Here is a 26,371-nt window from a genome sequence, read left to right on the forward strand (position 1 = left end):
CAGTCCTTACGCCGTGGTCAGCTGCCTGCGAACGCGGTGTACTCGTCGGCGGAGAGCAGGTCGCCCGGCTCCTCGGCGACGCGCACCTTGAACAGCCAGCCGCCCTCGAAGGGGGCGGAGTTCACCAGGGACGGGTCGTCCACCACGTCCTGGTTGGCCTCGACGACCTCGCCCGAGACCGGCGAGTACAGGTCGCTGACCGACTTGGTCGACTCCAGCTCGCCGCAGGTCTCGCCCGCGGTCACCGTGTCACCGACCGCCGGGAGCTGGACGAACACCACGTCACCGAGCGCGTTGGCCGCGTGCTCCGTGATGCCGACCGTCGAGACGCCGCCCTCGGCGTCCGACAGCCACTCGTGCTCCTTGCTGTAGCGCAGCTGCTGGGGGTTGCTCATGACCAGAATTCTCCTGTACGAGGGGGAGTGGTGGTGAACGGAAAAGTCATGCGGTGCGTGTGCGAGGGGTCACTTCTGGCGCTTGTAGAACGGCAGCGCCACGACCTCGTACGGCTCATGCGTACCGCGAATGTCCACGCCGACGCCGGAGGTGCCCGGTGCGGCGTGCTCGGCGTCCACGTACGCCATGGCGATCGGCTTGCCCAGGGTCGGGGACGGGGCGCCCGAGGTCACCTCGCCGACGGCCTGGCCGCCGGCCACCACGGAGAAGCCGGCGCGCGGCACCCGGCGGCCCTCGGCCACCAGACCCACCAGCTTGCGCGGCGCCTTGGCGGCGGCGCGCTCGGCGGCGGCCTCCAGGGCCGCGCGCCCCACGAAGTCGCCCTCCTTCTCGAACTTCACGACCCGGCCGAGCCCCGCGTCGAACGGGGTCAGCGCGGTGGTCAGCTCGTGCCCGTACAGCGGCATGCCCGCCTCAAGGCGCAGCGTGTCGCGGCAGGACAGACCACACGGCACCAGGCCCGCGTCCTTGCCCGCCTCGGTGAGCGCCTGCCACAGCTTCTCGGCGTCGGCCGGGGCCACGAAGAGCTCGAAGCCGTCCTCGCCGGTGTAGCCCGTACGGGCGATCAGCGCCGGGACGCCGGCCACGGTCCCGGGCAGGCCCGCGTAGTACTTGAGGCCGTCCAGGTCGGCGTCGGTGAGCGACTGCACGATGCCGGGGGACTCGGGGCCCTGGACCGCGAGCAGCGCGTAGGCGTCGCGGTCGTCGCGGACCTCGGCGTCGAAGCCGGCCGCGCGCTCGGTGACCGCGTCCAGGACGACCTGGGCGTTGCCGGCGTTGGCGACGACCATGTACTCGCTCTCGCCGAGGCGGTAGACGATCAGGTCGTCGACGATGCCGCCGTCCTCCTGGCAGATCATCGTGTAGCGGGCGCGGCCCACGCCGATGGTGGCGATGTTGCCGACGAGCGCGTAGTCCAGGGCCTTGACGGCCTCCGGGCCGGTGACGGTGATCTCACCCATGTGGGAGAGGTCGAAGAGACCGGCCCTGGTGCGGACGGCGTTGTGCTCGTCGCGCTCGCTGCCGTAGCGCAGCGGCATGTCCCAGCCGGCGAAGTCGGTCATGGTCGCGCCCAGCGAACGGTGCGTCGCGTCGAGGGCGGTGAGACGGGGGTTGCTCATGAGGGTGTGGCTCCCAGGGCATGACGGCGAGGACGATCCTCCCCATCTGTCATCGGAACCTGAGAGGTTCGCCGGGAGACCCGGCTTGCACCTTGGGTGGAGCCACGCCGTCCGGGAACGCGCGACCCGCTTTTCAGATCTGCCTCATCCACGCGGTACGGGGCCTGAGAGATTCAAGGGAGGGACTTGCTCCTTCGGCGCCCCGCGATCCACCCGGCCTTCTGGGGCCTTGGGGGAACTGCCGGGGACTCTCCCGCGTGGATTCAAGCGGCCGGTATGCAGTTGGCGGGCACATCATTGCACGGCTGCGCGGAACGGCACATCACTCAGCTCTTATTACCATCTCTTTACGCACATTGGGGAAGGGTCGCACGACCCGGCAGGGGAGGACCGATGACGGTGCACAGGCACACGGCGGCGAAGGCCGGTCCGGCGGTGCCCGCGCAGCGCGCCACGGCGCCCGGTGCGGCGCGAGCGGTGCGGGACCTGCGCGGAAGCGCCGGAGGGACCCCGCGCACGCTGCGGTTCGCGGCGGGCGACGTGGTGGTGGTCTCCGGACTGCCCGGCAGCGGCAAGACGACCCTGCTGCGGCAGGCGGCGCCCGGCCTCGGCATCGACTCCCAGGACACCCGCAAGGCCTGGGAGGCCCGGCTGCCCGGGGTGCCGTACGCGCTGTACCGCCCGGTGGCCCGCGTCGCCCACTTCCTGCGGATGCACCGGGCGCTGCGGGCGGGCGGGGGCCTGGTCGTGCACGACTGCGGCACCCACGCCTGGGTGCGCTGGTCGCTGGCGCGGCGGGCGGCCCGGCGCGGGCGATCCCTGCATCTGGTGCTGCTCGACGTCCCGCCCGAGGTGGCGCTCGCGGGCCAGACGGCACGCGGCCGCAAGGTCTCCGCGTACGCCTTCGCCCGCCACTCCCGGGCGGTGCCGCGCCTGATAGCGGCGGTCGCGGCGGGCAGCCTCCCCCGGGGGGTCGCCTCGGCGGTCCTGCTGGACCGGGAGGCGGCGCGGACGGTGGAGCGGATCGCCTTCGGGGAGCCGTCCGGCCGGGGCTAGAGTTTCCGCGGGACCGCGCGAGCGGCCCCGTACGGCCCGCGGTGACCCGCACCGACCCGCAGACGAAGGACGGCGTATGAACTTCCCGCACCCGCTCCCGCAGGGCGGCGGCGGCTGGCCGGGCAACGAGCTGGAGGAGGCGCTGGCCGCGGCCCTGGGCAACCCCACGGCCGGCCCCCGCCTGATAGAGGTCATGGGACGCAACCCCGTCTGGGTGCCGCTGCCCAACGGCGGCAGCCAGGACAGCCGGGACCTCGATCTGCCCACCATGGAGATCGACGGCGCGCCGTACGTCCCGGTCTACAGCTCCGAGCAGCAGTTCCTCCAGTGCGTCGGCCCGCACATGTCGTTCGCGATCGCGCCGGCCGTCGAGTTCGCCCGCGGGCTGCCGCCCCAGCTGGGCATCGCGCTCAACCCGGAGGGCGCGGTGGGCGTACCGCTGCCGCCGCCCGCCGTGGCCGAGCTGTGCCGGACCGGGCGCACCGCCCTGGACGGGCCCGCCTCCGGCGCCCGGGTGCGGCTCTTCGAGCCCGACTGGCAGGAGGACCCGGTGGACTTCCTGGCCGCCGCCTCCGCCGAGTTCGAGGCCATCGGCGTGGTGCTCACCGCCCGCCGCGCGCTCGCCTCCATCGAGGGGGACGAGCCGGCGCTCTTCATCGGCGTGGAGTTCTCCACCTGGGACGGGGCCGGGCGCAACGCCCCCATGGAGGCGCTCGGCCGGGCGCTGGGCCGTGTCCCGGTCGGCTGGCCGGTGAACCTGGTGCTGCTGGACGTCGCCCAGGACCCGGTGGGGGACTGGATGCGGGAGCGGGTGCGCCCCTTCTACACGCGGTCCGCCGTCTAGTCCGCCCACGCGCGGGCCGCTCCGCGGCCCTCCCGCATAAGCTGGTTCCATAATCCGTAGACCCCCCACGGCCGCCCGCCTGTGCACCGGCGCCGCGGGGGACCGAAGAGGGGCGGGACCCAGGGTGAGTGCGTCAGGCACCGCGGCGGCCGGGCAGGTCGAGCACATGCTGCGCCAGGTGGCCCCCGGACGCTACGACGCGTACGAGGCGCTGCTGCACGCCCTCGCCGACCCCTCCTCCGGCCGGCTGTGGATGCTGCTGTGGCACGGCGGCCCCGGCGCCCCCGACGCGCAGTACGGGAACATGGAGGTCGACGGGGTGGCGTACGCACCCTGTGTGACCTCCGCCCAGGAGCTCTCCGCCAGTGGTTGGAACCGGGCCCACGAGGTGGTCACCGGCCGTGACATCGCCCGCGCCCTCTACCCCGACCGGTACGGGATCTGGCTCAACCCGCACGCCCCGGGCGGCGGGGTCGGCATCCCGTGGCCGGATCTGCGCCGGATCGCCACGGGCCTGGACCGGATGCCCGCGGGCCCGCTGAGGATCACCGAACCGGCCGTGGAGATCCCGCAGTTCTACGCCCTGCTCACCCAGCACGCGCACCGCACCCCGGCTGTGCGGGCGCTGCGCCGCGCCTGGGTGCAGCCCGCGCTCGGCACCCCGTACCTCGCGATCGGCCTCGACCTCTACGACACCGGGCCGCGGTCGGTCGACGCGGTGCGCGCGATGATGCAGCAGTCCGTCGCCGCCGTCCCCGACGGGCTGCCGGTCTCCACGGTCGCCCTCTCCGACGAGTACGACCCGGTCGGGATGTGGCTGCGCGCCAAGGGCCGGCCCTTCTACGACCGCGAGGCGCACGCCGCCCCGGCGGCCCCGGCGGGCGGGTACGGCTATCCGCCGGCCGCCCCGCGCGCCTACTGACGGCCCCCGCACGTCGTACAAACCGCCTACGCCCCACACGTACCCAACAGTCGCCCCTGCCCCGGTTGCGCCCGGCTGGTCCACCCAATTGGCCACCTCATCAGGGCAGTTGGGCGACATGACCGATCTGGTCGGTTAGTGCCTGACTGGTCCGCTCAGACGATCACGACGTCCGCATAACGGAAGTCATCTGACCGCATCACGTTTAGGCAACCATTCACCGTCAGGTCTGGCGGGTGATCGCGAACGCGTTGAAGACTCCCGGCTAACAAGGGCCCGTTGGCCCGTCGCAGATCACCGCACCACCTGATGGAACAAGCCGCCACAGCGGCTGGTACGGGCCGGCCATCCGCCGGCCGGGAGGGGTCAGAGGCACTGTGACCGCACCGCTCGAGACCACCGGATCGGCTGCCGAGGTGCCGCCGGAGGCAGTACTCACGGGGGCCAAGCAGAGCCAGATCGAAGGCCGTTCGCTCGGACAGATCGCCTGGACGCGCTTCAAGCGCGACAAACTCGCGGTCGCCGGTGGCGTCGTCGTCGTCCTGCTCGTCCTGCTCGCCGTTCTCTCCAAGCCCATCCAGTGGGCGTTCGGGCTCGACCCGAACGAGTTCCACCAGGACCTGATCGACCCGGCCCTGCTGGCGCCCAAGGGTGCCTGGGGCGGCATGAGCTGGGAGCACCCGCTGGGTGTCGACCCGCAGTACGGGCGCGACATCCTGTCCCGCATCATCGAGGGCTCCTGGGTGTCGCTGCTCGTCGCGGGCGGCGCCACGCTGCTCTCGGTGGTCATCGGCGTGATCATGGGCGTCACGGCAGGGTTCTACGGCGGCTGGGCGGACACGCTGATCAGCCGCGCGATGGACGTGTTCCTGGCGTTCCCGCTGCTGCTCTTCGCCATCTCGATCTCCGCGTCGCTCCAGGACGGGGCGTTCGGACTGACCGGGCTGCCTCTGAGGATCTGTGTGCTGATCTTCGTGATCGGCTTCTTCAGCTGGCCGTACATGGGCCGTATCGTCCGGGCCCAGACGCTCAGCCTGCGCGAGCGCGAGTTCGTCGAGGCCGCCAAGAGCCTCGGCGCGCGCGGCCCGTTCATCCTGGTCCGGGAGCTGCTGCCGAACCTGGTGGCGCCGATCCTGGTCTACGCGACGCTCCTGATCCCCACGAACATCCTGTTCGAGGCCGGCCTCAGCTTCCTCGGCGTCGGCATCGCGCCGCCGCAGGCATCGTGGGGCGGAATGCTCACCACCGCGACCGACCTCTACGAGGCGGACCCGCAGTACATGATCGTGCCGGGCCTGGCCATCTTCATCACGGTCCTGGCGTTCAACCTGCTGGGCGACGGGCTGCGAGACGCCCTCGACCCGCGAGGCAAGTAAGCACGCGGCACCTTCCACACAACGACACATCTGCCGCAACCATCCCAAAAGGGGGCATTCCTCAGGTGAAGACGAGAAAAGCGACCGTTCTGATCGCTACCGCCGTGGCGCTGACGCTGGGGGCCACCGCGTGCAACGACTCCAAGGACGACGACTCCAAGGGCAAGAGCGGTAAGAGCGCCGCCGACGCGGCCCTCACCCAGATCGTGAACAAGTCCGACAAGAAGGGGGGCACCGCCACGTACGCCATGACGGACGTGCCGGACTCCCTGGACCCGGGCAACACGTACTACGGCTGGGTGCAGAACTTCTCCCGCCTGTACGGCCGTACGCTCACCACGTTCAAGCCGGCCCCCGGCAAGGACGGCCTGACCGTGGTCCCGGACCTCGCGGAGTCGCTCGGCAAGCCCAGCGCCGACGCCAAGACGTGGACGTACACCCTGAAGAAGGGCCTCAAGTTCGAGGACGGCACGCCGATCACCTCGAAGGACGTCAAGTACGCCGTCGAGCGCTCGAACTTCGCCCCCGAGGCCCTGTCCAACGGTCCGACGTACTTCAAGTCCCACCTGGAGGGTGGCGACAAGTACGAGGGTCCGTACAAGAACAAGGACCCCAAGGGCATCGCGTCCATCGAGACCCCGGACGACTCCACCATCGTCTTCAAGCTGAAGGACGCCTTCGCGGACTTCGACTACCTGGCGACGTTCTCGCAGACGGCGCCGGTGCCGAGGGACAAGGACAAGGGCGCGACCTACGTCCAGCACATCGTCTCCTCCGGCCCGTACAAGTTCGAGTCGTACGAGGAGGGCAAGAGCGCCACCCTCGTCCGCAACCCGCAGTGGGACCCGAAGACCGACCCGAACCGCCCGGCGCTGCCCGACAAGATCAGCATCCGGTTCCAGGTCAACGCGGTCACGGTCGACAACGAGCTGCTCGCGGACAACCTGACGGTCGACGCGGCCGGCACCGGTGTCGCCCCGCAGACGCAGCCGAAGGTCATCACCAGCGCGAAGCTGAAGGCGCAGACGGACGGTTCGTACGCCGGCGCGACCTCGTACATCGGTCTGAACGTGAACGTCGCCCCGTTCGACAACATCCACTGCCGCAAGGCCGTCCAGTGGGGCATCGACAAGGCGTCGATCCAGGCCGCCGCGGGTGGCGCGCCCAAGGGCGACGTCGCCACGACGCTGCTGCCGCCGTCGGTCAACGGCTACGCCAAGTTCAACCTGTACGAGACCCCTGGTGACAAGGGTGACGAGGCCAAGGCCAAGGACGAGCTCAAGCAGTGCGGTCAGCCGAACGGCTTCTCGACCAACCTGACGGCCCGCTCCGACCGCCCGTCCGAGATGGCCATGGCCACCGCGGTCCAGGCGTCGCTGAAGAAGCTCAACATCAACGCCGAGATCAAGTCCTTCCCCGCGGGCAAGTACTTCCAGAACTTCGCCGGCAACCCGCAGTACGTGCACGACCACAAGCTCGGCATGCTCATGACCGCGTGGGGTGCCGACTGGCCGACCGGCTTCGGCTTCCTGGACCAGATCATCAACGGCGCGGCCATCAAGCCGTCCGGTGGCAACAACGTCCAGGAGCTGAACGACCCGGCGATCAACAAGGCGCTGAACGACGCGATCTCCAACACGGACAAGACCGCCCGTGAGAAGGCCTGGGGCGACATCGACAAGATGGTCGCCGAGAACGCCTCCGCCGTTCCGCTGATCTACCGCAAGAACCTGCTGTTCCGCCCGACGTCGGCCACCAACGTCACCGTCACCCAGGCGTACCTCGGTATGTACGACTACCTGCTGATGGGTTCCTCCAAGTAAGTAGCGGTCGAACCCCCGAGTTTCTTTGAAAGGCAGGTGAAGGCACCGGTGCCCGCCGGGTCGGGAGACCCCCGGCCTGGCGGGCACCGGCTGCCGGACAGCTGTGGCTGCGTACATCATCCGACGCGTTTTCGGCGCGGTGGTCCTGCTGCTGATCGTCAGCGCGGTCACCTTCGCGATTTACTTCCTGGTGCCCCGGCTCGCCGGCCAGACGATGGACCAGCTGGCCGCCCAGTACGTGGGCAAGGACGCCAATGCCGGTGCGATCGCCGCGGTGAAGAAGAACCTCGGGTTCGATCAACCGCTCTACGAGCAGTACTGGCACTTCATCAAGCAGATCTTCGTCGGCGCGACCTACCAGTTCGGTCCCGACGCGTCGGTCTGCCACGCTCCCTGCTTCGGCTACTCGTTCAGGAACCACGTCGAGGTCTGGCCAGAGCTGACCAAGCGCATCCCGATCACCTTCTCGCTGGCCATCGGCGCGGCCGTGATCTGGCTGATCTCCGGTGTGGCGGTCGGTGTCGTCTCCGCCCTCAAGCGGGGCTCCTTCCTGGACCGCTTCTTCATGGGCGTCGCCCTCGCCGGCGTCTCCCTCCCGATCTTCTTCACCGGAATGCTGTTCCTGGGGCTGTTCACCGTCCAATGGCCCATCTGGGACGGTGTGAACTACGTACCGTTCACGGAGAACCCGGCCGACTGGGCCTGGAACCTGCTGATCCCCTGGTGCAGCCTCGCCTTCCTCTACTCCGCGCTCTACGCCCGGCTCACCCGGGCCGGGATGCTGGAGACCATGGGCGAGGACTACATCCGCACCGCCCGCGCCAAGGGCCTGCGGGAGCGGACCGTCGTCGGCAAGCACGGCCTGCGCGCCGCGCTCACCCCGATCGTCACCATCTTCGGCATGGACTTCGGTCTTCTCGTCGGTGGCGCGGTCATCACCGAACAGGTCTTCTCCTTCCAGGGCCTCGGCTTCTACGCGGTCAAGGGCGTCCAGAACAACGATCTCCCGATCGTCATGGGTGTGACCCTGGTCGCCGCCTTCTTCATCGTTCTCTGCAATCTGCTGGTGGACCTGGTGTACGCCGCGATCGACCCCAGGGTGAGGCTCTCGTGAGCGACCTGAACAAGACCGGCGCGGCCGTCGGCGAGCCGGTGGCCGAGCGCCCCGCCGACGCCGGGGAGGCCTTCCTCTCCGTACGGGACCTGCGCATCCACTTCAACACCGACGACGGCCTGGTCAAGTCCGTCGACGGGGTCAGCTTCGACATCAAGCCCGGCCAGACCCTCGGCATCGTGGGCGAGTCCGGCTCCGGCAAGTCGGTGACCTCGCTCGGCGTGATGGGGCTGCACCGCAGCGCCAACGCGCAGATCTCCGGCGAGGTGTGGCTGGACGGCGAGGAGCTGATCGGCGCCGACCCCGACCACGTGCGGCGGCTGCGCGGCCGGAAGATGGCGATGATCTTCCAGGACCCGCTCTCGGCGATGCACCCGTACTACACGGTCGGCGCCCAGATCGTGGAGGCCTACCGGGTCCACAACGAGGTCTCCAAGAAGGTCGCCAAAACCCGGGCCATCGAGATGCTCGACCGGGTCGGCATCCCCGAGCCGCGCAAGCGCGTGGACTCCTACCCGCACGAGTTCTCCGGCGGTATGCGCCAGCGCGCGATGATCGCGATGGCGCTGGTCAACAACCCGGAGCTGCTGATCGCGGACGAGCCGACCACCGCCCTGGACGTCACCGTCCAGGCGCAGATCCTGGACCTGATCCGCGATCTGCAGAAGGAGTTCGGCTCCGCGGTCATCATGATCACGCACGACCTCGGCGTGGTCGCCGAGATGGCGGACGACCTCCTGGTGATGTACGGCGGCCGGTGCATCGAGCGCGGACCCGCCGAGAAAGTCTTCTACGAGCCCCAGCACCCCTACACCTGGGGCCTGCTGGGATCGATGCCGCGCATCGACCGCGAGGAGACCGACCGGCTGATCCCCGTCAAGGGCTCGCCGCCGTCGCTGATCAACGTGCCGTCCGGCTGCGCCTTCAACCCGCGCTGCCCGTACGCGGACCTCCCCAAGGACAACGTCACGCGCACCGTGCGTCCCGAGCTCAAGCAGTGGGACGACGCCGAAGGGCACTTCTCGGCCTGCCACATGTCGCAGGAGGAGCGGACCCGTATCTGGACCGAAGAGATTGCGCCGAAGCTGTGAGCGAGAGCGAGAAGAAGCCCGTCCCGGGCACCGAGGGCACCGAGAAGGCGATCCCGGAGCAGTCGGCCGCCTCGCCCGAGCCGCTTCTGCGGGTGGAGGGGCTCACCAAGCACTTCCCCATCAAGAAGGGGCTGCTCGGGCGGCAGACCGGCGCGGTCAAGGCGGTCGACGGCGTCTCCTTCGACGTCATGCCGGGTGAGACCCTCGGCGTGGTGGGCGAGTCGGGCTGCGGCAAGTCGACGATGGGCCGGCTGGTGACCCGGCTGCTCGAACCGACCGGCGGCAAGGTCGAGTTCGAGGGCCACGACATCACGCACATGTCGGCCGGGAAGATGCGTCCGCTCCGGCGTGACATGCAGATGATCTTCCAGGACCCGTACGGCTCGCTGAACCCGCGCCACACCATCGGCGGGATCGTCTCCACCCCGTTCCGGCTCCAGGGCGTCACGCCCGAGGGCGGGGTGAAGAAGGAGGTCCAGCGGCTGATGGCGCTGGTGGGCCTCAACCCCGAGCACTACAACCGCTATCCGCACGAGTTCTCCGGCGGCCAGCGCCAGCGCATCGGCATCGCCCGCGCGCTCGCGCTCAACCCGAAGCTGGTCGTGGCGGACGAGCCGGTCTCGGCGCTCGACGTGTCGATCCAGGCGCAGGTGGTCAACCTCCTGGACGACCTCCAGACCGAGCTGGGCCTCACGTACGTGATCATCGCCCACGACCTGTCGGTCATCCGGCACGTCTCGGACCGGATCGCGGTGATGTACCTCGGCAAGATCGTGGAGATCGCCGACCGCAAGTCGCTGTACGCCGCCCCCATGCACCCGTACACCAAGGCGCTGCTCTCCGCGGTGCCGGTGCCGGACCCCAAGCGCAAGGGCGTCAAGAGCGAGCGCATCCTGCTCAAGGGCGACGTTCCCTCGCCCATCTCGCCGCCGAGCGGCTGCCGCTTCCACACCCGCTGCTGGAAGGCGACGGAGGTCTGCAAGACGCAGGAGCCGCCGCTGATCGCCCTGAAGACCGGCCACCAGGTGGCCTGCCACCACCCGGAGAACGCCCCGGACCAGGTCCCGGGCGAGGCGGTGCTGCCGCAGGCGCGGGAGGCGGTCGAGCTGTCGGCGCCCAAGGGCGGGACGGCGGAGACCGGCCCGGCGGAGCCGGAGACCGGGGCGGAGGCGGCGGCCGGGGCGGAGGCGGCGGCCGAGGCGACGGCGCGGGCGGAGGTCGCGGCCGAGGCCGTGGCGACCGCCGAGGCGGTAGCGAGTGCCGAGGAGACGGCGGCCCCCGGGGCCACGGCGGCAGGCCAGGCCGCCGCGACCGCAGCGACCGCCGGGGCCGCGCCCGTGGAGGCCGCCGGGACGCCGGACGCGGACGGACCGGGCGCGGACGGACCGGACGCTCCCGCTCAGGAGTCAACCGACAAGTAACGCATGACGGTTCGGCAAAGTCATGTTCACGCCGAAACGGGAGAGTGCAGAGTCTGCCTGTCCGTACGCACGGAAACGCGTTCGAAGGGCAGACTCATGGCACTCTCCCGTTCGGCACGTCGCACCTCACGGCTGCTCGCCCTCGCCACCGCGGCGGCCTCGGCCTTCACCATCGCCGCCGCACCCGGCGGCGGCTCGCCCGGCGCCGCCGGGATCGGCGACCCCTACTTCCCCGACCTCGGCAACGGCGGCTTCGACGCCCTCCACTACGACCTCGGCGTCAGCTACAACCCGGACACCGGCCGGCTCGACGGGCGTACCACCCTCACCGCCCGCGCCACCCAGACCCTCACCCGCTTCGACCTCGACCTCCAGAAGCTCTCCGTCGACGCGATACGGGTGAACGGCAGACCGGCCGACTTCACCCGCGACGGCGACGAGATCGTGGTGACACCGCGTCACAAGTTGCGCAGGGGCAGCGAGTTCGTGGTGACCGTCGTCTACGGCGGAGTCCCCGTCGCCCTGAACGGGCCCATCGTCTTCGGCTCCGACTACGGCTGGATGAAGACCAAGGACGGCGTCTTCGTGGCCTGCGAGCCGAACGCCGCCTCCACCTGGTTCCCCTCCAGCGACCACCCCGCCGACAAGGCCACCTACGACATCCGCATCGACGCGCCCAAGGGCCTGACCGGCGTCTCCAACGGCCGTCTGCTCTCCTCGTACGACCGGGGCGGCCGCTCCTACTTCCACTGGCGCGAGAACCGGCCGATGGCGACCTACCTGGCCACCGCGACCATCGGCGTCTTCGACGTGAAGCGGGGGAAGACCCCGGCCGGGACGCCGATCTACGTGGCCGTCGACCCCGTCCTGAAGAACCAGAACCAGGTCGACGTGTACGCGGTCACCGCCGAGGCCACCGACTACTGGTCCCAGGTCTTCGGCCCGTACCCGTTCGAGGAGACGGGCGCGATCGTCGACGACATGCCGCAGGCGGGCTTCTCGCTCGAAGTGCAGTCCAAGCCCGCGTACTCGGCGGTGCGCAACGAGACCACGATCGTCCACGAGCTCGCCCACCAGTGGTTCGGGGACTCGGTCTCGGTGGCGCAGTGGAAGGACATCTGGCTCAACGAGGGCTTCGCGAGCTACGCGCAGTGGCTGTGGGAGGAGCACAAGGGCCGGGGCACCGCGCACGACCTGGCCCGCGCCTACTACAACCGGGTGCCCGCCGACGACCCGTTCTGGCAGCGGGAGGTGGCGGACCCGCAGCGCGACACGATGTTCGCCGGGGCCGTCTACCGGCGCGGCGCGCTGACACTCCAGGTGCTGCGCGAGCGCATCGGGGACAAGGCGTTCTTCAGACTGCTGCCGACGTGGACCAGGCTGCACCGGTACGGCAACGCCGACACGGCCCAGTTCATCGCGCTGGCCGAGAAGATCTCGGGACAGCAACTGGACGACCTCTTCCAGACCTGGATCCACACGACCGGCAAGCCGGCCTGGTAGGAGAGCGGGTCCGGTAGCCGGCGGGCCTGGTGGCCGGGCGGTCCTGGTAGCGGGCGGGTCCGGTTGACGGGCGGTCCGGTTGCCGGGCGGGTCCGGTTGCCGGGCGGGGTACCGGCCGGGCGGGAGCACCCGGCGTGTTCGAGCGCCGAACAGGCGCGGGGTAAAAATGTCGGGTGCTCCACGAACTGTTCACCCCTTCCGTCCAGCATTCGCTGGACCTCGCCGGGATCTTCGTCTTCGCGATCTCCGGCGCGCTGCTCGCCGTACGCAAGAACTTCGACGTGTTCGGCATCGCGGTCCTGGCCGAGGTCACCGCGCTGGGCGGAGGGCTGTTCCGGGATCTGATCATCGGCGCGGTGCCGCCCGCCGCGTTCAGCGATCTCGGCTACTTCCTCACCCCGCTGCTCGCCGCCGTCCTGGTCTTCTTCCTCCATCCCCAGGTCGAGCGCACCCAGCGCGCGGTGAACGTCTTCGACGCGGCGGGCCTCGGCCTGTTCTGCGTCACGGGCACGACGAAGGCGTACGACTACGGGCTCGGCCTCACCTCCTCCGCCACCCTGGGCCTGGCCACGGCGGTCGGCGGCGGTGTACTGCGCGACGTCCTGGCCAACGAGGTCCCGTCCCTGCTCCGCTGGGACCGCGACCTCTACGCGGTGCCGGCGATCGTGGGCGCCACGATCGTGGCGCTGTGCATCCGCTTCGACACTCTCAACGCGCTGACCAGCGGATTCGCCGTGGTCGCCGCGTTCCTGCTGCGCCTGGCGGCGATGCACTACCACTGGCGGGCGCCGAGGGCGTGGAACAGGCGGAGCGCGGCGGCGGAGGAGTAGGGAGGAGCGGGGGCCAGGCCGCTCGGGGTGCCCCGGCCGCTCGGGGTGCCCCGGCCGACTCGGCGCGGCTCGGCTGCCCGGTCGGCTCGGCTCGGACGAGAAAAAAGCTACCGCTCAGTAACGTCCCCGTGTACGGTGTCCGCATGGCACAGGCAACGATCGGGGACAGCGAGTTCGACCGCGACACCGCCGTCACCCCGCGCGCAGACGAAGACGGCGTCTACGACGCCCACCTCTCGGCCGGATGGACGATCATCCACGCCGTGAACGGCGGCTACCTCCTCGCCCTCCTCGGCCGCACACTCGGTCAGGCGCTCCCGCACGCGGACCCGTTCAGCGTGACGGCCCACTACCTCACGCCCTCGTCCCCGGGCCCGGCCGTCGTCCGCACCCAGCGCGTGCGCACCGGCCGTACGCTCTCCACCGGCCAGGCCTCGCTCTTCCAGTACGACGAGAACGGCGCCGAGGTCGAGCGCATCCGCGTCCTCGCCTCCTACGGCGACCTGGACGCGCTCCCGGACGACGTACGCACCACCGCCAAGCCGCCCGTGATCCCGCCGATCGAGCACTGCCTCGGCCCGGACGACGGCCCCGCCCCGATCCCGGGCAGCTCGGCCATCACCGACCGGCTGATGCTGAAGCTGGACCCGACCACGCTCGGCTGGGCGGTCGGCGCGCCCTCCGGCAAGGGCGAGATGCGCGGCTGGTTCGGTCTGGCCGACGGCCGGGACGCCGACCCGTACTCGCTGCTGCTCGCGGTCGACGCGCTGCCGCCCACGGCGTTCGAGATGGGCCTGACGGGCTGGACGCCCACGGTCGAGCTCACCGTCCACATCCGCTGCCGCCCGGCCCCGGGCCCCCTGCGCGTCTCCATCACCACGCGCAACCTGGCGGGGGGCTTCCTGGAGGAGGACGCGGAGGTCTGGGACAGCGCGGACCGCCTGGTGGCCCAGTCCCGCCAACTGGCCCGGGCGCAGCGGCAGCCCTGACGCCCGGTCTTTGTCCGCGGGCCGGTGGGGGTTGCCCGCGCAGTCCCCCGCGCCCCTTGGCGGGCCCTGGCAGGCCCATCTTGGGTGGGGCTTTCGTCTGCGGGTTGTCCTGGGCTGGTCGCGCAGTTCCCCGCGCCCCTTGGTGGGCCCTGGCGGGCCCTTCTCGGGTGGGGCTTTCGTCTGCGGGTTGTCTTGGGCTGGTCGCGCAGTTCCCCGCGCCCCTTCGTGGGCCCTGGCGGGCCCAACGTGGGTGAGGGCTTCGTCGGTGAGTTGTCCTGGTTCGGTCGCGCGGTCTCTTGGGCCGCTTGGTGGTCAGGGGCGCGGGGGTCTGCCGGTGCGCTTGCGGTACCGGGGCACTTTCAGGGGCGCGGGGAACTGCGCGACCAGCCCCCACGCACCCGCAGACGAACGCCCGGCCCCGATCAGTCCAACCAGTGCCGACGCCCCAGCGTCACCAGTCGCAACTGGCGCCGCGCGGTGGCGATGACCGCCTCCTCGGCGAGCGTGGCCGCCTCCTCCCCGTCGCACGCGGCCCCCGCCCCCGCCTCCAGGATCGCGGAGGCCGTCATCACCATGTGATCCACGTACACCCCCGCCAGCATCAGCAGATCCTCCGCGCTCCAGCCCCGCGACTCCGGATCCGCCCCCAGCGCCGCCGCCACCTCCTCCGCGAACCGGCGCAGCTGCACCTTGATGGCCTCCCGCACCGACGCCACCCCGCCGTGCCGCTCGCGCGCGATGAAGCGGACATGCGCCGGATGCGCCCGCACATGCGCGGCGATCAGCGACACCGCCCGGTCGATGCGCTCCTCGCTCTCCCCGGTGGTCACCATCACCGCCCGGATCGTCGCGTGCAGACTCCCGAGCGCCCCCTCCACCAGCGCGACCCCCAGGTCGGCCGTGTCCCTGAAGTGCCGGTAGAACGCGGCGGGGGAGACCCCCACGGCCCGGGTGACCTCGCGCAACCCCAGGCTGCTGAGGCTCTGGTGCTCCAGCAGGGCGAGGGCCGCGTCCATGAGCGCCTGACGCGTCTTCTGCTTCTGTGCCTGCCGGATCCCGAGAGTGTGGCTCATACCACTCAGTAAACAACCGTTCGCTGATTTTGAAAAGGCTAGACTGGGTAGTCAGTGAACAGTCGTACTCCGAAATCGACTTGAGAGGCACTCATGCTTTTCCTCGTCGCAGCCCTCCTCCTGCTGGGGGTCGTGCTGGGCTCAGCGGCGCACCTTCCGCTCCCGGTCACCCTGGCCGTCGCCGGCGCCATCGGGCTCTGGCTGATCGTCTTCGCCGTACGTGAACGCGTCTCGTCGCACCGAAGGGCCTGACCATGGATCTCGTCCTGAACCGCCGCCGTGCCCGTGACAAGGACGCCGACGGCATGGCCGTCGCCTCCTTCGTCCTCGGACTGCTCGGCCTGCTGGTCATGAACGTCGTACTCGGCCCGATGGCCATCGTGCTGGCGAGCCTCGCCCTGCGGTACGGCACCGTCCGCCGCGGCCGCGCCTGGCTGGGACTCGCCCTCGGTCTCGCCGACCTCGCGGTGCTCGCGGCCCTGGTCATGGCCGACGGAACCGTCTCCTGGGGGCTCGGCGCCTGAGGCCGGTCCCGGTGGCTCGTAGAATCGGGCCCACCATGGCTTACCTCGACCACGCCGCCACCACTCCGATGCTCCCGGAGGCGGTCCAGACGATGACCGCCCAGCTCACCGCCACCGGCAACGCGTCCTCGCTGCACGCCGCCGGGCGCCGGGCCCGCCGTACCGCCGAGGAGGCCCGCGAGGAGCTCGCCGAGGCGCTCGGCGCCCGGCCCAGCGAAGTCGTCTTCACGGCCGGCGGCACCGAGGCCGACAACCTCGCCGTCAAGGGCCTGTACTGGGCCCGCCGCGACGCCGACCCGCGCAGGGTCCGGGTCCTGGCCAGCCCCGTCGAGCACCACGCCGTGCTCGACGCGGTCCACTGGCTCGCCGAGCACGAGGGCGCGACCGTCGAATACCTTCCCGTCGACCGCTACGGGCGGGTGCACCCCGACTCCCTGCGCGACGCGATCGCGCGCGACCCCTCCGACGTGGCCCTGGCCACCGTCATGTGGGCCAACAACGAGATCGGCACGGTCCTGCCGGTGGCCGAACTCGCCGCCGTGGCACGCGAGTTCGACATCCCGCTGCACGCCGACGCGGTCCAGGCGGTGGGCCAGCTCGACGTCGACTTCGCCGCCTCCGGCCTCGCCGCGATGACCGTCTCGGGCCACAAGATCGGCGGCCCGTACGGCATCGGGGCGCTGCTGCTCGGCCGTGAGTACACCCCCGTCCCCGTGCTGCACGGCGGCGGCCAGGAGCGTCATGTGCGCTCCGGCACGCTGGACGTCCCCGCCATCGCCGCGTTCGCCGTGGCGGGCCGGCTGGCCGCCGAGCGCCGCGCCGACTTCGCGCGCGAGGTCGGCGGGCTGCGCGACCAGCTCGTCGAAGCCGTCCGCACGGCGGTCCCGGAGGCCATCCTGGGCGGCGACCCCGCCCCCGGCGGCCGCCTCCCCGCGAACGCGCACTTCACCTTCCCCGGCTGCGAGGGCGACTCCCTCCTGCTGCTCCTGGACGCCCAGGGCATCGAGTGCTCCACCGGCTCGGCCTGCACGGCGGGCGTGGCCCAGCCCAGCCATGTCCTGCTCGCCACCGGCACACCCCCCGACCTGGCCAGGGGCACCCTGCGCTTCTCCCTCGGCCACACCTCCACCGAAGCCGACGTCCAGGCCGTGGCGAAGGCGATCGGCCCGGCGGTGGAACGGGCGCGGACGGCGGGGCTGAGCTGACACCCGGCGGGGGAGGCGGGCCCGCGGACCCGCCCGGCTTCCCCGCGCCGGGATACTCGCGAGCCGACCGCCCCGCGCGGCACGTACCCTGGTGGGTGCTATGACGAAGACACCCCCGCGCCCCCTCCGTGTGCTCGCCGCCATGTCCGGTGGCGTCGACTCGGCCGTCGCCGCCGCCCGAGCCGCCGAGGCGGGCCACGACGTCACCGGCGTCCACCTCGCCCTCTCCGCGAACCCGCAGTCCTTCCGGACCGGCGCGCGGGGCTGCTGCACCATCGAGGACTCCCGCGACGCCCGTCGTGCCGCCGATGTTATCGGCATTCCCTTCTATGTCTGGGACCTCGCGGAGCGTTTCCGCGAGGACGTGGTCGAGGACTTCGTCGCCGAGTACGAAGCCGGCCGCACCCCCAATCCGTGTCTGCGCTGCAATGAGAAGATCAAGTTCGCCGCGCTGCTCGACAAGGCACTCGCCCTGGGCTTCGACGCCGTGTGCACCGGCCACTACGCCACGGTCGTCCTGAACGAGGACGGCAGCCGCGAACTGCACCGCGCCAGCGACATGGCCAAGGACCAGTCCTATGTCCTCGGCGTCCTGGACGAGAAGCAGCTCGCCCATGCGATGTTCCCGCTCGGTGACACCCTCACCACCAAGGACGAGATCCGCGCCGAGGCCGAGCGCCGCGGCCTGGCCGTCGCCAAGAAGCCGGACAGCCACGACATCTGCTTCATCGCCGACGGCGACACCCAGGGCTTCCTCGCCAAGCGGCTCGGCAAGGCCGAGGGCGACATCGTCGACGAGTCCGGCACCAAGGTCGGCTCGCATGAGGGCGCCTACGGCTTCACCATCGGCCAGCGCAAGGGTCTGCGCATCGGCCACCCGGCCGCCGACGGCAAGCCCCGCTATGTCCTGGACATCTCCCCGGTGAACAACACGGTCACCGTCGGTCCCGTAGAGGCCCTGGACGTCACCGGCCTCACCGCGATCAGGCCCCGCTGGTGCGGTCAGGCCCCGGCGGGCCCCGGCACGTACACCGCGCAGCTGCGCGCCCACGGCGGCGAGACGACGGTGACGGCGGAGCCGGTGGGTGACGAGCTGGTGGTGAGCTTCGCCGAGCCGGTGCGCGGCGTCGCACCCGGCCAGGCGATCGTGCTGTACGACGGCACGCGGGTGGTGGGCTCGGCGACGATCGCCACCACCACGCGCCGCGCCGAGGCACTGGCCTGAGCGGAGCCCGCACGGGCCGGGGCCGGGCCGGTCCCGGTCCAGGCCGCGCCCTCTACCGCGCCAAGGCTAGGCCGGGCCGTCCTGGGCCGCCTCCGTCACCGGGCCGACGAAGCACAGGTGGTCCTTGATCAGCGCCACCGCCGCCAGCGGCTCGTGGTACGCCCAGGCTATGTCCGGCGCGTCCGGCAGCGACCAGTACGCGGCAACTCCCTTGTACGGGCACGTGGTCCGGGTGTCCGACGGGCTCAGCAGATCCAGGCGGACGTCCTCGGGCGGCAGGTAGTAGCGGACGGGCAGGCCGTCCTCGCGCACCAGCAGGGGGCGGGTGCTGTCGGCGAGCACCTGCCCGTCCCACAGCACGCGGACGCGCAGCGCGTCCTCCCCGGCGGCCTCGGCCGTGACGAGGTGGTCCGGGTCGAAGGGCGGCGGCGGGCCCGGCGGGGGCGTCGCGGCGCCGGTGGGCTCGGCGAGAATCGTGTGCATCGTCGTCATGCCCGCTCAACGGCCCGTCGCCCGGCGCTTGTTCCCCCGATTCGCCGTTCGGGCCACTGTTCACCCGTTCGAGTGGCCGAGGCCTCCCGGCGTACGGTTGAGCCATGAACATCTGCGTCTTCCTCTCCGCCGCCGACCTCGACGAGCGCTACACCGGCCCCGCCCGTGACTTCGCCGAGCTGCTCGGCAAGGGCGGTCACACGCTGGTGTGGGGCGGCTCGGACCGGGGGCTGATGAAGGTCGTCGCGGACGGGGTGCAGGAGGCGGGCGGACGGCTCGTCGGGGTCTCTGTCGACTTCCTCGCCGTCTCGGCCCGCGAGAACGCCGACGAGATGGTCTTCGCCCGGGACCTCGCCGAGCGCAAGGCGCTGCTGCTGGAGAAGGCCGACGCCGTCGTGATCATGGTCGGTGGCACCGGGACCCTCGACGAGGCCACCGAGATCCTGGAGCTGAAGAAGCACGGCAAGCACACCAAGCCGGTGGTGCTGCTCAACACCGCCGGGTTCTACGACGGCCTCAAGGAGCAGTTCCGCCGCATGGAGGACGAGGGCTTCCTGCCGATGCCCCTCACTGACCTGGTCTTCTTCGCGGAGGACGGCGTCGCGGCCCTCGCCTACCTGGAGGAGTCGGCAGGGGTCCAGTAGTGCGAGCATGGCGGGTATGGCTACACACCTGATCACTGGGGCGGGCTCCGGCATCGGCGCGGCGGTGGCGCGCCGACTCCACGAACGGGGCGACGAACTCGTCCTGCTCGCCCGCGACGCCGGACGCGCCAAGGAACTCGCGGCCCTCTTCCCCGGCGCCCGCACGCTCGTCGCCGACCTCGCCGACCCGGACCGCATCTCCAAGTCGCTCGGCATGCAGCCGATGCCGGACCATCTCGACTCCCTCCTGCACATCGCGGGCGTTGTCGACCTCGGCCCCATCGGTGACCTGCGTCCCAAGACCTGGCACCAGCAGCTCAACGCCAACCTGATCTCGCCCGCCGAGCTCACCCGGCTCTTCCTGCCCCAGCTGCGCGCGGCGCGCGGACACGTCGTGTTCGTGAACTCCGGCGCCGGGCTCACCGCGCACGCCGAGTGGGGCGCGTACGCCGCCTCCAAGCACGGCCTCAAGGCGCTCGCCGACTCGCTGCGCCAGGAGGAGCACGCGGGCGGCGTCCGCGTCACCTCCGTCTACCCGGGGCGCACCGCCAGTCCCATGCAGGCCAAGGTGCACTCGCAGGAGGGCAGGGCGTACGACCCGGCGCAGTACATCGACCCCGAGTCGGTGGCGACCACGATCGTGATGGCGCTCGACCTGCCGCGCGACGCCGAGGTCAACGACCTGACGGTGCGGCCGGGCCGATGAGCGACACCGCCAGCGACTTCCCCTGGGGCTCCGCCACCGGCGTCGGCTCCCTGCCCGGCGGCGACGCGCGCGAGGCCGCCAAGACCGTCACCGGCTCCCTCATCGGCGCCGAGGGCTCGGCCGGCGACTTCCCCTTCCTGCCCGAACTGCCCGCGCGCGGCCCCGGCGCCGACATGATCGGGCGCACCGCCGGGCTGCTCGTCGAGATGTACGCGCGCGTGGAGCCCAGCGGTTGGCGGCTCGGCGACCGGCCGGGCCGCGACACCCGCCGGGCCCACTCCTGGCTGGGCGAGGACCTGGACGCCCTGGAGGAGTTCACCCAGGGGTACGAGGGTCCGCTCAAGGTCCAGGCGGTCGGGCCGTGGACGCTCGCCGCCGCCCTGGAGCTGCGCGGCGGCGAGGCCGCGCTCGGTGACCCGGGCGCCTGCCGCGACCTGGCCGGGTCGCTCGCCGAGGGGCTGCGCGGCCACCTGGCGGACGTGCGCCGCCGGGTGCCGGGCGCGCGGATCCTGCTCCAGCTCGATGAGCCCTCCCTCACCGCCGTCCTGCGCGGGCAGATCAGGACCGCCAGCGGCTACCGCACCCACCGGGCCGTCGACCGCCAGGTCGTCGAGTCGGCGCTGCGCGATGTCATGGCGGTGCACGACGGCCCCGTGGCGGTCCACTCCTGCGCCCCGGACGTGCCGTTCGCCCTGCTGCGCCGCGCCGGCGCCGCCGCCGTCTCGTTCGATTTCTCCCTGCTCACCGAGCGTGACGACGAGGTGATCGGTGAGGCGGTGGAGGGCGGCACCCGGCTCTTCGCCGGAGTGGTCGGCGGCACCGACGGCCCATTGTCAGACCCTGCCGGTAGCGTCATGGGTGTCAGGACGTTGTGGCGCAGGTTGGGGCTGCATCCGGGGACTCTCGCCGAGTCCGTCGTGATCACCCCGGCGTGCGGGCTCGCGGGCGCGTCGCCGGCGTATGCCCGGGCCGCGCTCGCCCACTGCGTCCGGGCGGCGAGATCGCTCGCGGACAACCCTGAGTGACGGGGAAGACGGGAAACGGGAGGACATGACAGTGGCTGGCGAACAGAACGACGTGGTGCCCGCGGACGCACGGGAGAAGCACGCGCTCCTCGCCGAGCAGGTCGAGGAGCACCGGTTCCGGTACTACGTGAAGGACCAGCCGGTCATCAGCGACGGCGAGTTCGACAAGCTGCTGCGCGGTCTCGAGGCCCTGGAGGAGGAGTACCCGGAGCTGCGCACCCCGGACTCCCCGACCCAGAAGGTGGCGGGGGCGTACGAGACGGACTTCACCGCGGTGGAGCACCGCGAGCGCATGCTGTCGCTGGACAACGCCTTCGACGACGAGGAGCTGGCCGCCTGGGCGGACCGCGTCACCAAGGACGTCGGCGCCGCCCGCTACCACTACCTGTGCGAGCTGAAGGTCGACGGCCTCGCGGTCAACCTGACGTACGAGCACGGGCGGCTGACCCGCGCCGCCACCCGCGGCGACGGCCGCACCGGCGAGGACATCACGCCCAACGTCCGCACCATCGAGGACATCCCCGACCGCCTCAAGGGCGACCGCGTCCCCGACCTGGTGGAGATCCGGGGCGAGGTCTACTTCCCGATGGAGGCGTTCGAGGGGCTGAACGCCCGACTGGTGGAGGCGGGCGACAAGCCGTTCGCCAACCCGCGCAACGCGGCGGCCGGTTCCCTGCGCCAGAAGGACCCCAAGGTCACCGCCACCCGCCCGCTCCACATGGTGGTGCACGGCATCGGCGCGCGCGAGGGCTTCACCATCGACCGCCTCTCGCAGGCGTACGAGCTGCTGCGCGAGTGGGGGCTGCCCACCGCCCAGCACAACAAGGTGGTCGCCTCCATGGACGAGGTGCGGGATTTCATCGCGTACTTCGGAGAGAACCGCCACTCGGTGGAGCACGAGATCGACGGCGTCGTCGTCAAGCTCGACGAGATCCCCCTCCAGGGCCGCCTCGGCTCCACCGCGCGCGCCCCGCGCTGGGCGATCGCCTGGAAGTACGCGCCGGAGGAGGTCAACACCAAGCTCGTCAACATCCGCGTCGGCGTCGGCCGCACCGGCCGCGTCACGCCGTACGCGCAGGTGGAGCCGGTGACCGTGGCGGGCTCCGAGGTCGAGTTCGCCACCCTGCACAACCAGGAGGTGGTCAAGGCCAAGGGCGTCCTCATCGGGGACACGGTGGTGCTGCGCAAGGCCGGTGACGTCATCCCGGAGATCCTGGGCCCCGTCACGGACCTGCGGGACGGCACCGAGCGGGAGTTCGTGATGCCCGCCGAGTGCCCCGAGTGCGGCACCGCGCTGCGCCCCATGAAGGAGGGCGACATCGATCTGCGCTGCCCCAACGCGCGGTCGTGCCCCGCCCAGTTGCGCGAGCGCCTCTTCTACCTGGCGGGCCGCAAGAGCCTGGACATCGAGAACTTCGGCTATGTGGCCGCCACGGCCCTCACCAAGCCGCTGGAGCCGGCCGAGCCGCCGCTGCTCGACGAGGGAGACCTCTTCGACCTGACGATGGAGCGGCTGCTCCCCATCCGGGCGTACGTCCTGGACCAGGACAGCGGACTGCCCAAGCGCGACCCCAAGACCGGTGAGGAGAAGACCGCCCTGGTCTTCGCCAACATGAACGGCGAGCCGCGCAAGAACGCGGTCTCCATGCTGGAGAACATCGCGGCCGCCAAGGAGCGCCCGCTGGCCCGGTTCCTCACCGGCCTGTCGATCCGTCACGTCGGCCCGGTCGCCGCCGAGGCGCTGGCGCGCGAGTTCCGCTCCATCGAGCGCATCGAACAGGCCACCCAGGAGGAACTGGCGGCGGTCGAGGGCGTCGGCGGGATCATCGCGGCCTCGCTCAAGCAGTGGTTCGAGGAGGACTGGCACCGCGAGATCCTGCGCAAGTGGAAGGCCGCGGGCGTCCGCATGGAGGACGAGCGCTCCGGCGAGGACGAGGGACCGCGTCCCCTGGAGGGGCTCACGGTGGTCGTGACCGGAACGCTGGCCCACCACACCAGAGATGGCGCGAAAGAAGCGCTCCAGAGCCGTGGAGCGAAGGTCACCGGTTCCGTTTCCAAGAAGACGTCCTTCGTCGTCGTCGGCGACAGCCCTGGTTCGAAGTACGACAAGGCGATGCAGCTGAAGGTTCCGGTTCTCGACGAGGACGGGTTCGCTGTGCTGCTGGAACAGGGTCCCGAGGCTGCTCGCGAAGCGGCTGTGCCGAGCGCACAGGAAGGGGAATAACAGGAGTGGAGGGCTCCTCCCGGGCGGCCCGCCATCACCCGTTCGGCTCATAGCAGACGGCTCTTGGTGGTCAGTTCGCATTCGGGCAAGACATGGAGACCGCTGCCCGTGGGAGCCCTCCGCGGCCTACTGTTGTGATGAGCGCCAGTCGTGCACGGCTGAAACGGGAGCTTGGGGGAGCTCTCCCGGCCGTGGGGCATGACAAAGGGGCCATCGCGTGGCATCGGCACCGCCGGCTGTGAGAGGGACGGGAATGAAACCGACCGAGAGCGCCGCCCCGGCCGTACGGCTGCGCGGGTTCGCGGGCTTCTCCTCCAGGCTGACCGCCGGCGTCCTCGGGACCGCCGCCCTCGCCCTGGCCCTGGGGGTCTACCGGGCCCTCGACACGGGCGACGCCCTCTTCCCCGGCTCCACCCGGGGCTGGGCGCTGGCCGTGCTCACCGGCATCATCGTGGGTCACCTGGTCGCGCTCGGGCGCGACCGCTGGTGGGGCGGCACCGGCTCCGGCGCCGCCCTCACCCTGGCCGTGCTGCTGCTGTACGGCTGGGTGCCCGCCGGGCTCGTCTCCATGGCGGTCGTGGTGCTGGTCGGCGCCGCCCGCCGGCACCGCTGGCGCCAGGGCGTGCTGCACGGCGCGGTCGACGTCCTCGGCATCGGCGCCGCGGCGCTCGTGCTCGCCCTCTTCGGCCACCACCCCAGCGTCCGTTCACCCTGGTGGCCCACCGAGTGGACGGTCTCCTCGGCCCCCGTGGTCGCCCTGGCCGCCGCGACATACCTGGCGGTCACCCGGATACTCCTCTGGTACGCGCTGGCGCCCCGCGGCGGCGGCCTGCCCACGGTCGCCCGGACCGCCCTGCTGCGCCAGGGCCTCGTCGCCGTCGCCCTGCTGGGCATCGCCCCGCTGATCTGCGTGGTCGCGATGGCCCTGCCGATCCTGCTGCCGCTGTTCGCGGTACCGCTGATCGCCCTCGACTCCACCCTGTGGATCGCCCGCGCCCGCGCCGAGGAGCAGCTGCGCGACCCGCTCACCGGCCTGCCCAACCGCCTCTGGCTCCTGGAGCGCACCTGGGCCGCCCTGGAGGAGGCCGAGGGCCCCGGCAACCGGGCCGCCCTCGTCCTGATCGACATGGACCGCTTCCGCTCGGTCAACGACACCCTCGGGCACCTCGCCGGCGACCGGCTGCTCCTGCAGATAGCCGAGCGGCTGCGGCTCGCCCTGCCGCGCGGCGCCGAGGCGGCCCGGCTCGGCGGCGACGAGTTCGCCGTGCTGCTGCCCGTGGCCGACTCCGCCACCAGCACCATGCGCATAGCCCGCGGCCTGGTCGCCGAGCTCTCCTCGCCGCTCGACCTCGACGGGCTCACCCTGGTCCTGGAGGCCAGCGCGGGCGTCGCGGTCTACCCCGACCACGCCCTGGACGCCGAGGGGCTGCTGCGCCGGGCCGACGTGGCGATGTACCAGGCCAAGCGGGACCGTACGGGCGTGGAGGTGTACGAGTCCAAGCGGGACTCCAACACCCCCGACCGGCTCGGTCTGCTGGGGGATCTGCGGCGGGCGCTCGACGCGGGCGACGTGGAGCTCCACTACCAGCCCAAGGTCCGCTTCGACGGCCAGGTGGCCGGACTGGAGGCCCTGGTGCGCTGGGTGCACCCGGAGCGCGGCCGGGTCCCTCCGGACGAGTTCATCGCCATCGCGGAGTCCTCGGGGCTGATGCCGCACCTCACCGAGTACGTCCTGGAGACGGCGCTCGCCCAGGTCGCGCGGTGGCGGGCCCAGGGGCTCACGGTCCCGGTCGCCGTGAACGTGTCGCCGCGCGACGTCCACACCCCGGGCTTCGCCGGAGCGGTCGCGGCCCGGCTGGCCCGGCACGGCGTCCCCGCGGGCGCCCTCCAGCTGGAGATAACCGAGCACGTCCTGCTGGAGGACCCGCAGCGCGCCGCCGACACCCTGGCGGGGCTCACCGGGCACGGCGTGAAGATGTCGCTCGACGACTTCGGCACGGGGTACTCGTCGCTGGTGCACCTGCGCCGGCTGCCGGTCAGCGAGCTCAAGATCGACCGTTCCTTCGTGGCCCGGCTCGCCATCGACAACGAGGACGCCGAGATCGTCCGCTGCACCCTCGACCTCGCCCACTCCCTCGGCCTGCTCGTCGTCGCCGAGGGCGTCGAGGACGACGAGACCTGGGAGCGGCTGCGCGACCTCGGGTGCGACGCCGTCCAGGGCTGGCTGGTCGCCGCCGCGATGCCACCCGCCGAGGCCACCGCCTGGCTGCTCGCCCGGGGCTCCAACGGCTGGCAGCGCCCCGCCGACCTGGAAGCGGCGGCGGCCGCCAGGATCGCCGCCGCGGCCGAGGAGCCGTCGGGTACCCCGGTCCAGTGACACTCCCCGGTGCCGGCCGCACGCTGGGGGCCGCCGTGCCCCCGCGGCGGTAACACCGGACACCACGGCTCCGGCCGCCCCGCCCCGGTGGGCCGGACCCTCCGGGAATCACCCGGCAAGGACCCCCGGCCCCGGCTGCCCCGCCCCCTGGGCGGCTGCCCCGGCCCCGGCCGGCCCGCCGCCTGGGCGCTGCCCCGGCCCCGGGCGACTGCCCCGGTGTGCCGGATGCCCGGGTGCCACCCGGCGAGGAGCGCCTCCCCGCCCCGCGCTGCCCCACCCCGGGCCAGGTCGGCCGCCCCGGCCGGGGCACCGGCCCCGGGCCGGCCACCC

General features: G+C 71.7%; 24 protein-coding genes and 1 riboswitch. Of the genes, 20 read left to right on the top strand and 4 right to left on the bottom strand.

The annotated features are described in order from the left end of the window. Window positions 1-17: 17 nt before the first annotated feature. Entirely contained in the window at window positions 18-395 is a 378-nt protein-coding gene (gcvH, locus tag ABZ404_RS07865) for a glycine cleavage system protein GcvH (RefSeq protein ID WP_358833241.1), read from the bottom strand. Window positions 396-464: 69 nt separating this feature from the next. Then, window positions 465-1,577 (bottom strand): glycine cleavage system aminomethyltransferase GcvT, encoded by a 1,113-nt coding sequence (gcvT, locus tag ABZ404_RS07870; RefSeq protein WP_358833240.1) that lies wholly within the window; start codon window positions 1,575-1,577, stop codon window positions 465-467. Window positions 1,578-1,720: 143 nt separating this feature from the next. Then, window positions 1,721-1,843: riboswitch (glycine riboswitch) on the bottom strand. A 127-nt stretch (window positions 1,844-1,970) separates the two neighbouring features. Between gcvT and ABZ404_RS07875 the strand changes: the two genes are divergently transcribed. The 11 genes from ABZ404_RS07875 (at window position 1,971) to ABZ404_RS07925 (ending at window position 14,546) form a co-directional block, all read left to right on the top strand. Further along, window positions 1,971-2,633 (top strand): AAA family ATPase, encoded by a 663-nt coding sequence (locus ABZ404_RS07875; RefSeq protein WP_358833239.1) that lies wholly within the window; start codon window positions 1,971-1,973, stop codon window positions 2,631-2,633. Window positions 2,634-2,709: 76 nt separating this feature from the next. Next, window positions 2,710-3,477, top strand: coding sequence for an enhanced serine sensitivity protein SseB (locus ABZ404_RS07880; RefSeq protein WP_358833238.1), 768 nt, complete (start codon window positions 2,710-2,712; stop codon window positions 3,475-3,477). A gap of 124 nt (window positions 3,478-3,601) precedes the next feature. Continuing rightward, entirely contained in the window at window positions 3,602-4,399 is a 798-nt protein-coding gene (locus ABZ404_RS07885; protein WP_358833237.1) for an enhanced serine sensitivity protein SseB C-terminal domain-containing protein, read from the top strand. Between the two features lie 377 nt (window positions 4,400-4,776). After that, complete coding sequence (locus tag ABZ404_RS07890) at window positions 4,777-5,775, top strand: ABC transporter permease (protein WP_358833236.1); 999 nt, start codon at window positions 4,777-4,779, stop codon at window positions 5,773-5,775. A 65-nt stretch (window positions 5,776-5,840) separates the two neighbouring features. Next, the gene (locus tag ABZ404_RS07895; protein WP_358833235.1) at window positions 5,841-7,598 is read left to right on the top strand and encodes an ABC transporter substrate-binding protein; all 1,758 of its coding nucleotides are present in this window, start codon (window positions 5,841-5,843) and stop codon (window positions 7,596-7,598) included. 103 nt (window positions 7,599-7,701) lie between these two features. Continuing rightward, window positions 7,702-8,712, top strand: coding sequence for an ABC transporter permease (locus tag ABZ404_RS07900; RefSeq protein ID WP_358833234.1), 1,011 nt, complete (start codon window positions 7,702-7,704; stop codon window positions 8,710-8,712). After that, entirely contained in the window at window positions 8,709-9,803 is a 1,095-nt protein-coding gene (locus tag ABZ404_RS07905; RefSeq protein WP_358833233.1) for an ABC transporter ATP-binding protein, read from the top strand. Before ABZ404_RS07900 ends, ABZ404_RS07905 begins: the two co-directional genes overlap by 4 nt. A 50-nt stretch (window positions 9,804-9,853) precedes the next feature. After that, a complete protein-coding gene (locus ABZ404_RS07910; RefSeq protein ID WP_358833254.1) occupies window positions 9,854-11,224 on the top strand; it encodes a dipeptide ABC transporter ATP-binding protein in 1,371 nt (456 codons plus the stop codon). Window positions 11,225-11,320: 96 nt separating this feature from the next. Then, the gene (locus ABZ404_RS07915) at window positions 11,321-12,727 is read left to right on the top strand and encodes a M1 family metallopeptidase (RefSeq protein ID WP_358833232.1); all 1,407 of its coding nucleotides are present in this window, start codon (window positions 11,321-11,323) and stop codon (window positions 12,725-12,727) included. A gap of 173 nt (window positions 12,728-12,900) precedes the next feature. Then, window positions 12,901-13,557 carry a trimeric intracellular cation channel family protein gene (locus tag ABZ404_RS07920; protein WP_358833231.1) on the top strand — a complete coding sequence of 219 codons (657 nt, stop codon included), beginning with the start codon at window positions 12,901-12,903 and terminating at the stop codon, window positions 13,555-13,557. Between the two features lie 143 nt (window positions 13,558-13,700). After that, entirely contained in the window at window positions 13,701-14,546 is an 846-nt protein-coding gene (locus tag ABZ404_RS07925; protein WP_358833230.1) for a thioesterase family protein, read from the top strand. 422 nt (window positions 14,547-14,968) lie between these two features. Here the strand turns inward: ABZ404_RS07925 and ABZ404_RS07930 are convergent, their stop codons facing one another. Beyond that, window positions 14,969-15,619 (bottom strand): TetR family transcriptional regulator, encoded by a 651-nt coding sequence (locus ABZ404_RS07930; RefSeq protein WP_358833229.1) that lies wholly within the window; start codon window positions 15,617-15,619, stop codon window positions 14,969-14,971. A 93-nt stretch (window positions 15,620-15,712) separates the two neighbouring features. Between ABZ404_RS07930 and ABZ404_RS07935 the strand changes: the two genes are divergently transcribed. The 4 genes from ABZ404_RS07935 to mnmA all read left to right on the top strand — a co-directional run bounded on the left by ABZ404_RS07935 (window position 15,713) and on the right by mnmA (window position 18,573). Next, window positions 15,713-15,871 (top strand): hypothetical protein, encoded by a 159-nt coding sequence (locus ABZ404_RS07935; protein WP_358833228.1) that lies wholly within the window; start codon window positions 15,713-15,715, stop codon window positions 15,869-15,871. Window positions 15,872-15,873: 2 nt separating this feature from the next. Beyond that, on the top strand, window positions 15,874-16,143 hold the full coding sequence (locus tag ABZ404_RS07940; protein ID WP_358833227.1) for a DUF4190 domain-containing protein: 270 nt from the start codon (window positions 15,874-15,876) through the stop codon (window positions 16,141-16,143). A gap of 35 nt (window positions 16,144-16,178) precedes the next feature. After that, the gene (locus ABZ404_RS07945) at window positions 16,179-17,348 is read left to right on the top strand and encodes a cysteine desulfurase family protein (protein WP_358833226.1); all 1,170 of its coding nucleotides are present in this window, start codon (window positions 16,179-16,181) and stop codon (window positions 17,346-17,348) included. Between the two features lie 100 nt (window positions 17,349-17,448). Beyond that, window positions 17,449-18,573 (top strand): tRNA 2-thiouridine(34) synthase MnmA, encoded by a 1,125-nt coding sequence (gene mnmA / locus ABZ404_RS07950; RefSeq protein WP_358833225.1) that lies wholly within the window; start codon window positions 17,449-17,451, stop codon window positions 18,571-18,573. A gap of 66 nt (window positions 18,574-18,639) precedes the next feature. On the opposite strand, the gene ABZ404_RS07955 is transcribed toward mnmA, so the two are convergent. Then, the gene (locus ABZ404_RS07955) at window positions 18,640-19,065 is read right to left on the bottom strand and encodes a DUF427 domain-containing protein (protein WP_358833224.1); all 426 of its coding nucleotides are present in this window, start codon (window positions 19,063-19,065) and stop codon (window positions 18,640-18,642) included. Window positions 19,066-19,169: 104 nt separating this feature from the next. Between ABZ404_RS07955 and ABZ404_RS07960 the strand changes: the two genes are divergently transcribed. The 5 genes from ABZ404_RS07960 (at window position 19,170) to ABZ404_RS07980 (ending at window position 26,041) form a co-directional block, all read left to right on the top strand. Next, window positions 19,170-19,709: a TIGR00730 family Rossman fold protein gene (locus ABZ404_RS07960; RefSeq protein WP_358833223.1), complete on the top strand. Its 540-nt coding sequence runs from the start codon at window positions 19,170-19,172 to the stop codon at window positions 19,707-19,709. A 16-nt stretch (window positions 19,710-19,725) separates the two neighbouring features. Continuing rightward, entirely contained in the window at window positions 19,726-20,415 is a 690-nt protein-coding gene (locus ABZ404_RS07965) for an SDR family oxidoreductase (RefSeq protein WP_358833222.1), read from the top strand. After that, the gene (locus ABZ404_RS07970; RefSeq protein ID WP_358990248.1) at window positions 20,412-21,440 is read left to right on the top strand and encodes a methionine synthase; all 1,029 of its coding nucleotides are present in this window, start codon (window positions 20,412-20,414) and stop codon (window positions 21,438-21,440) included. Before ABZ404_RS07965 ends, ABZ404_RS07970 begins: the two co-directional genes overlap by 4 nt. Window positions 21,441-21,471: 31 nt before the next feature. Continuing rightward, window positions 21,472-23,664, top strand: a complete 2,193-nt coding sequence (gene ligA / locus ABZ404_RS07975; protein ID WP_358837335.1) for an NAD-dependent DNA ligase LigA — start codon at window positions 21,472-21,474, stop codon at window positions 23,662-23,664. A gap of 253 nt (window positions 23,665-23,917) precedes the next feature. Continuing rightward, on the top strand, window positions 23,918-26,041 hold the full coding sequence (locus ABZ404_RS07980; RefSeq protein ID WP_358990250.1) for a bifunctional diguanylate cyclase/phosphodiesterase: 2,124 nt from the start codon (window positions 23,918-23,920) through the stop codon (window positions 26,039-26,041). Window positions 26,042-26,371: the final 330 nt, after the last annotated feature.

This window comes from Streptomyces sp. NPDC005878 (assembly GCF_040629815.1).
Classification (GTDB): domain Bacteria; phylum Actinomycetota; class Actinomycetes; order Streptomycetales; family Streptomycetaceae; genus Streptomyces.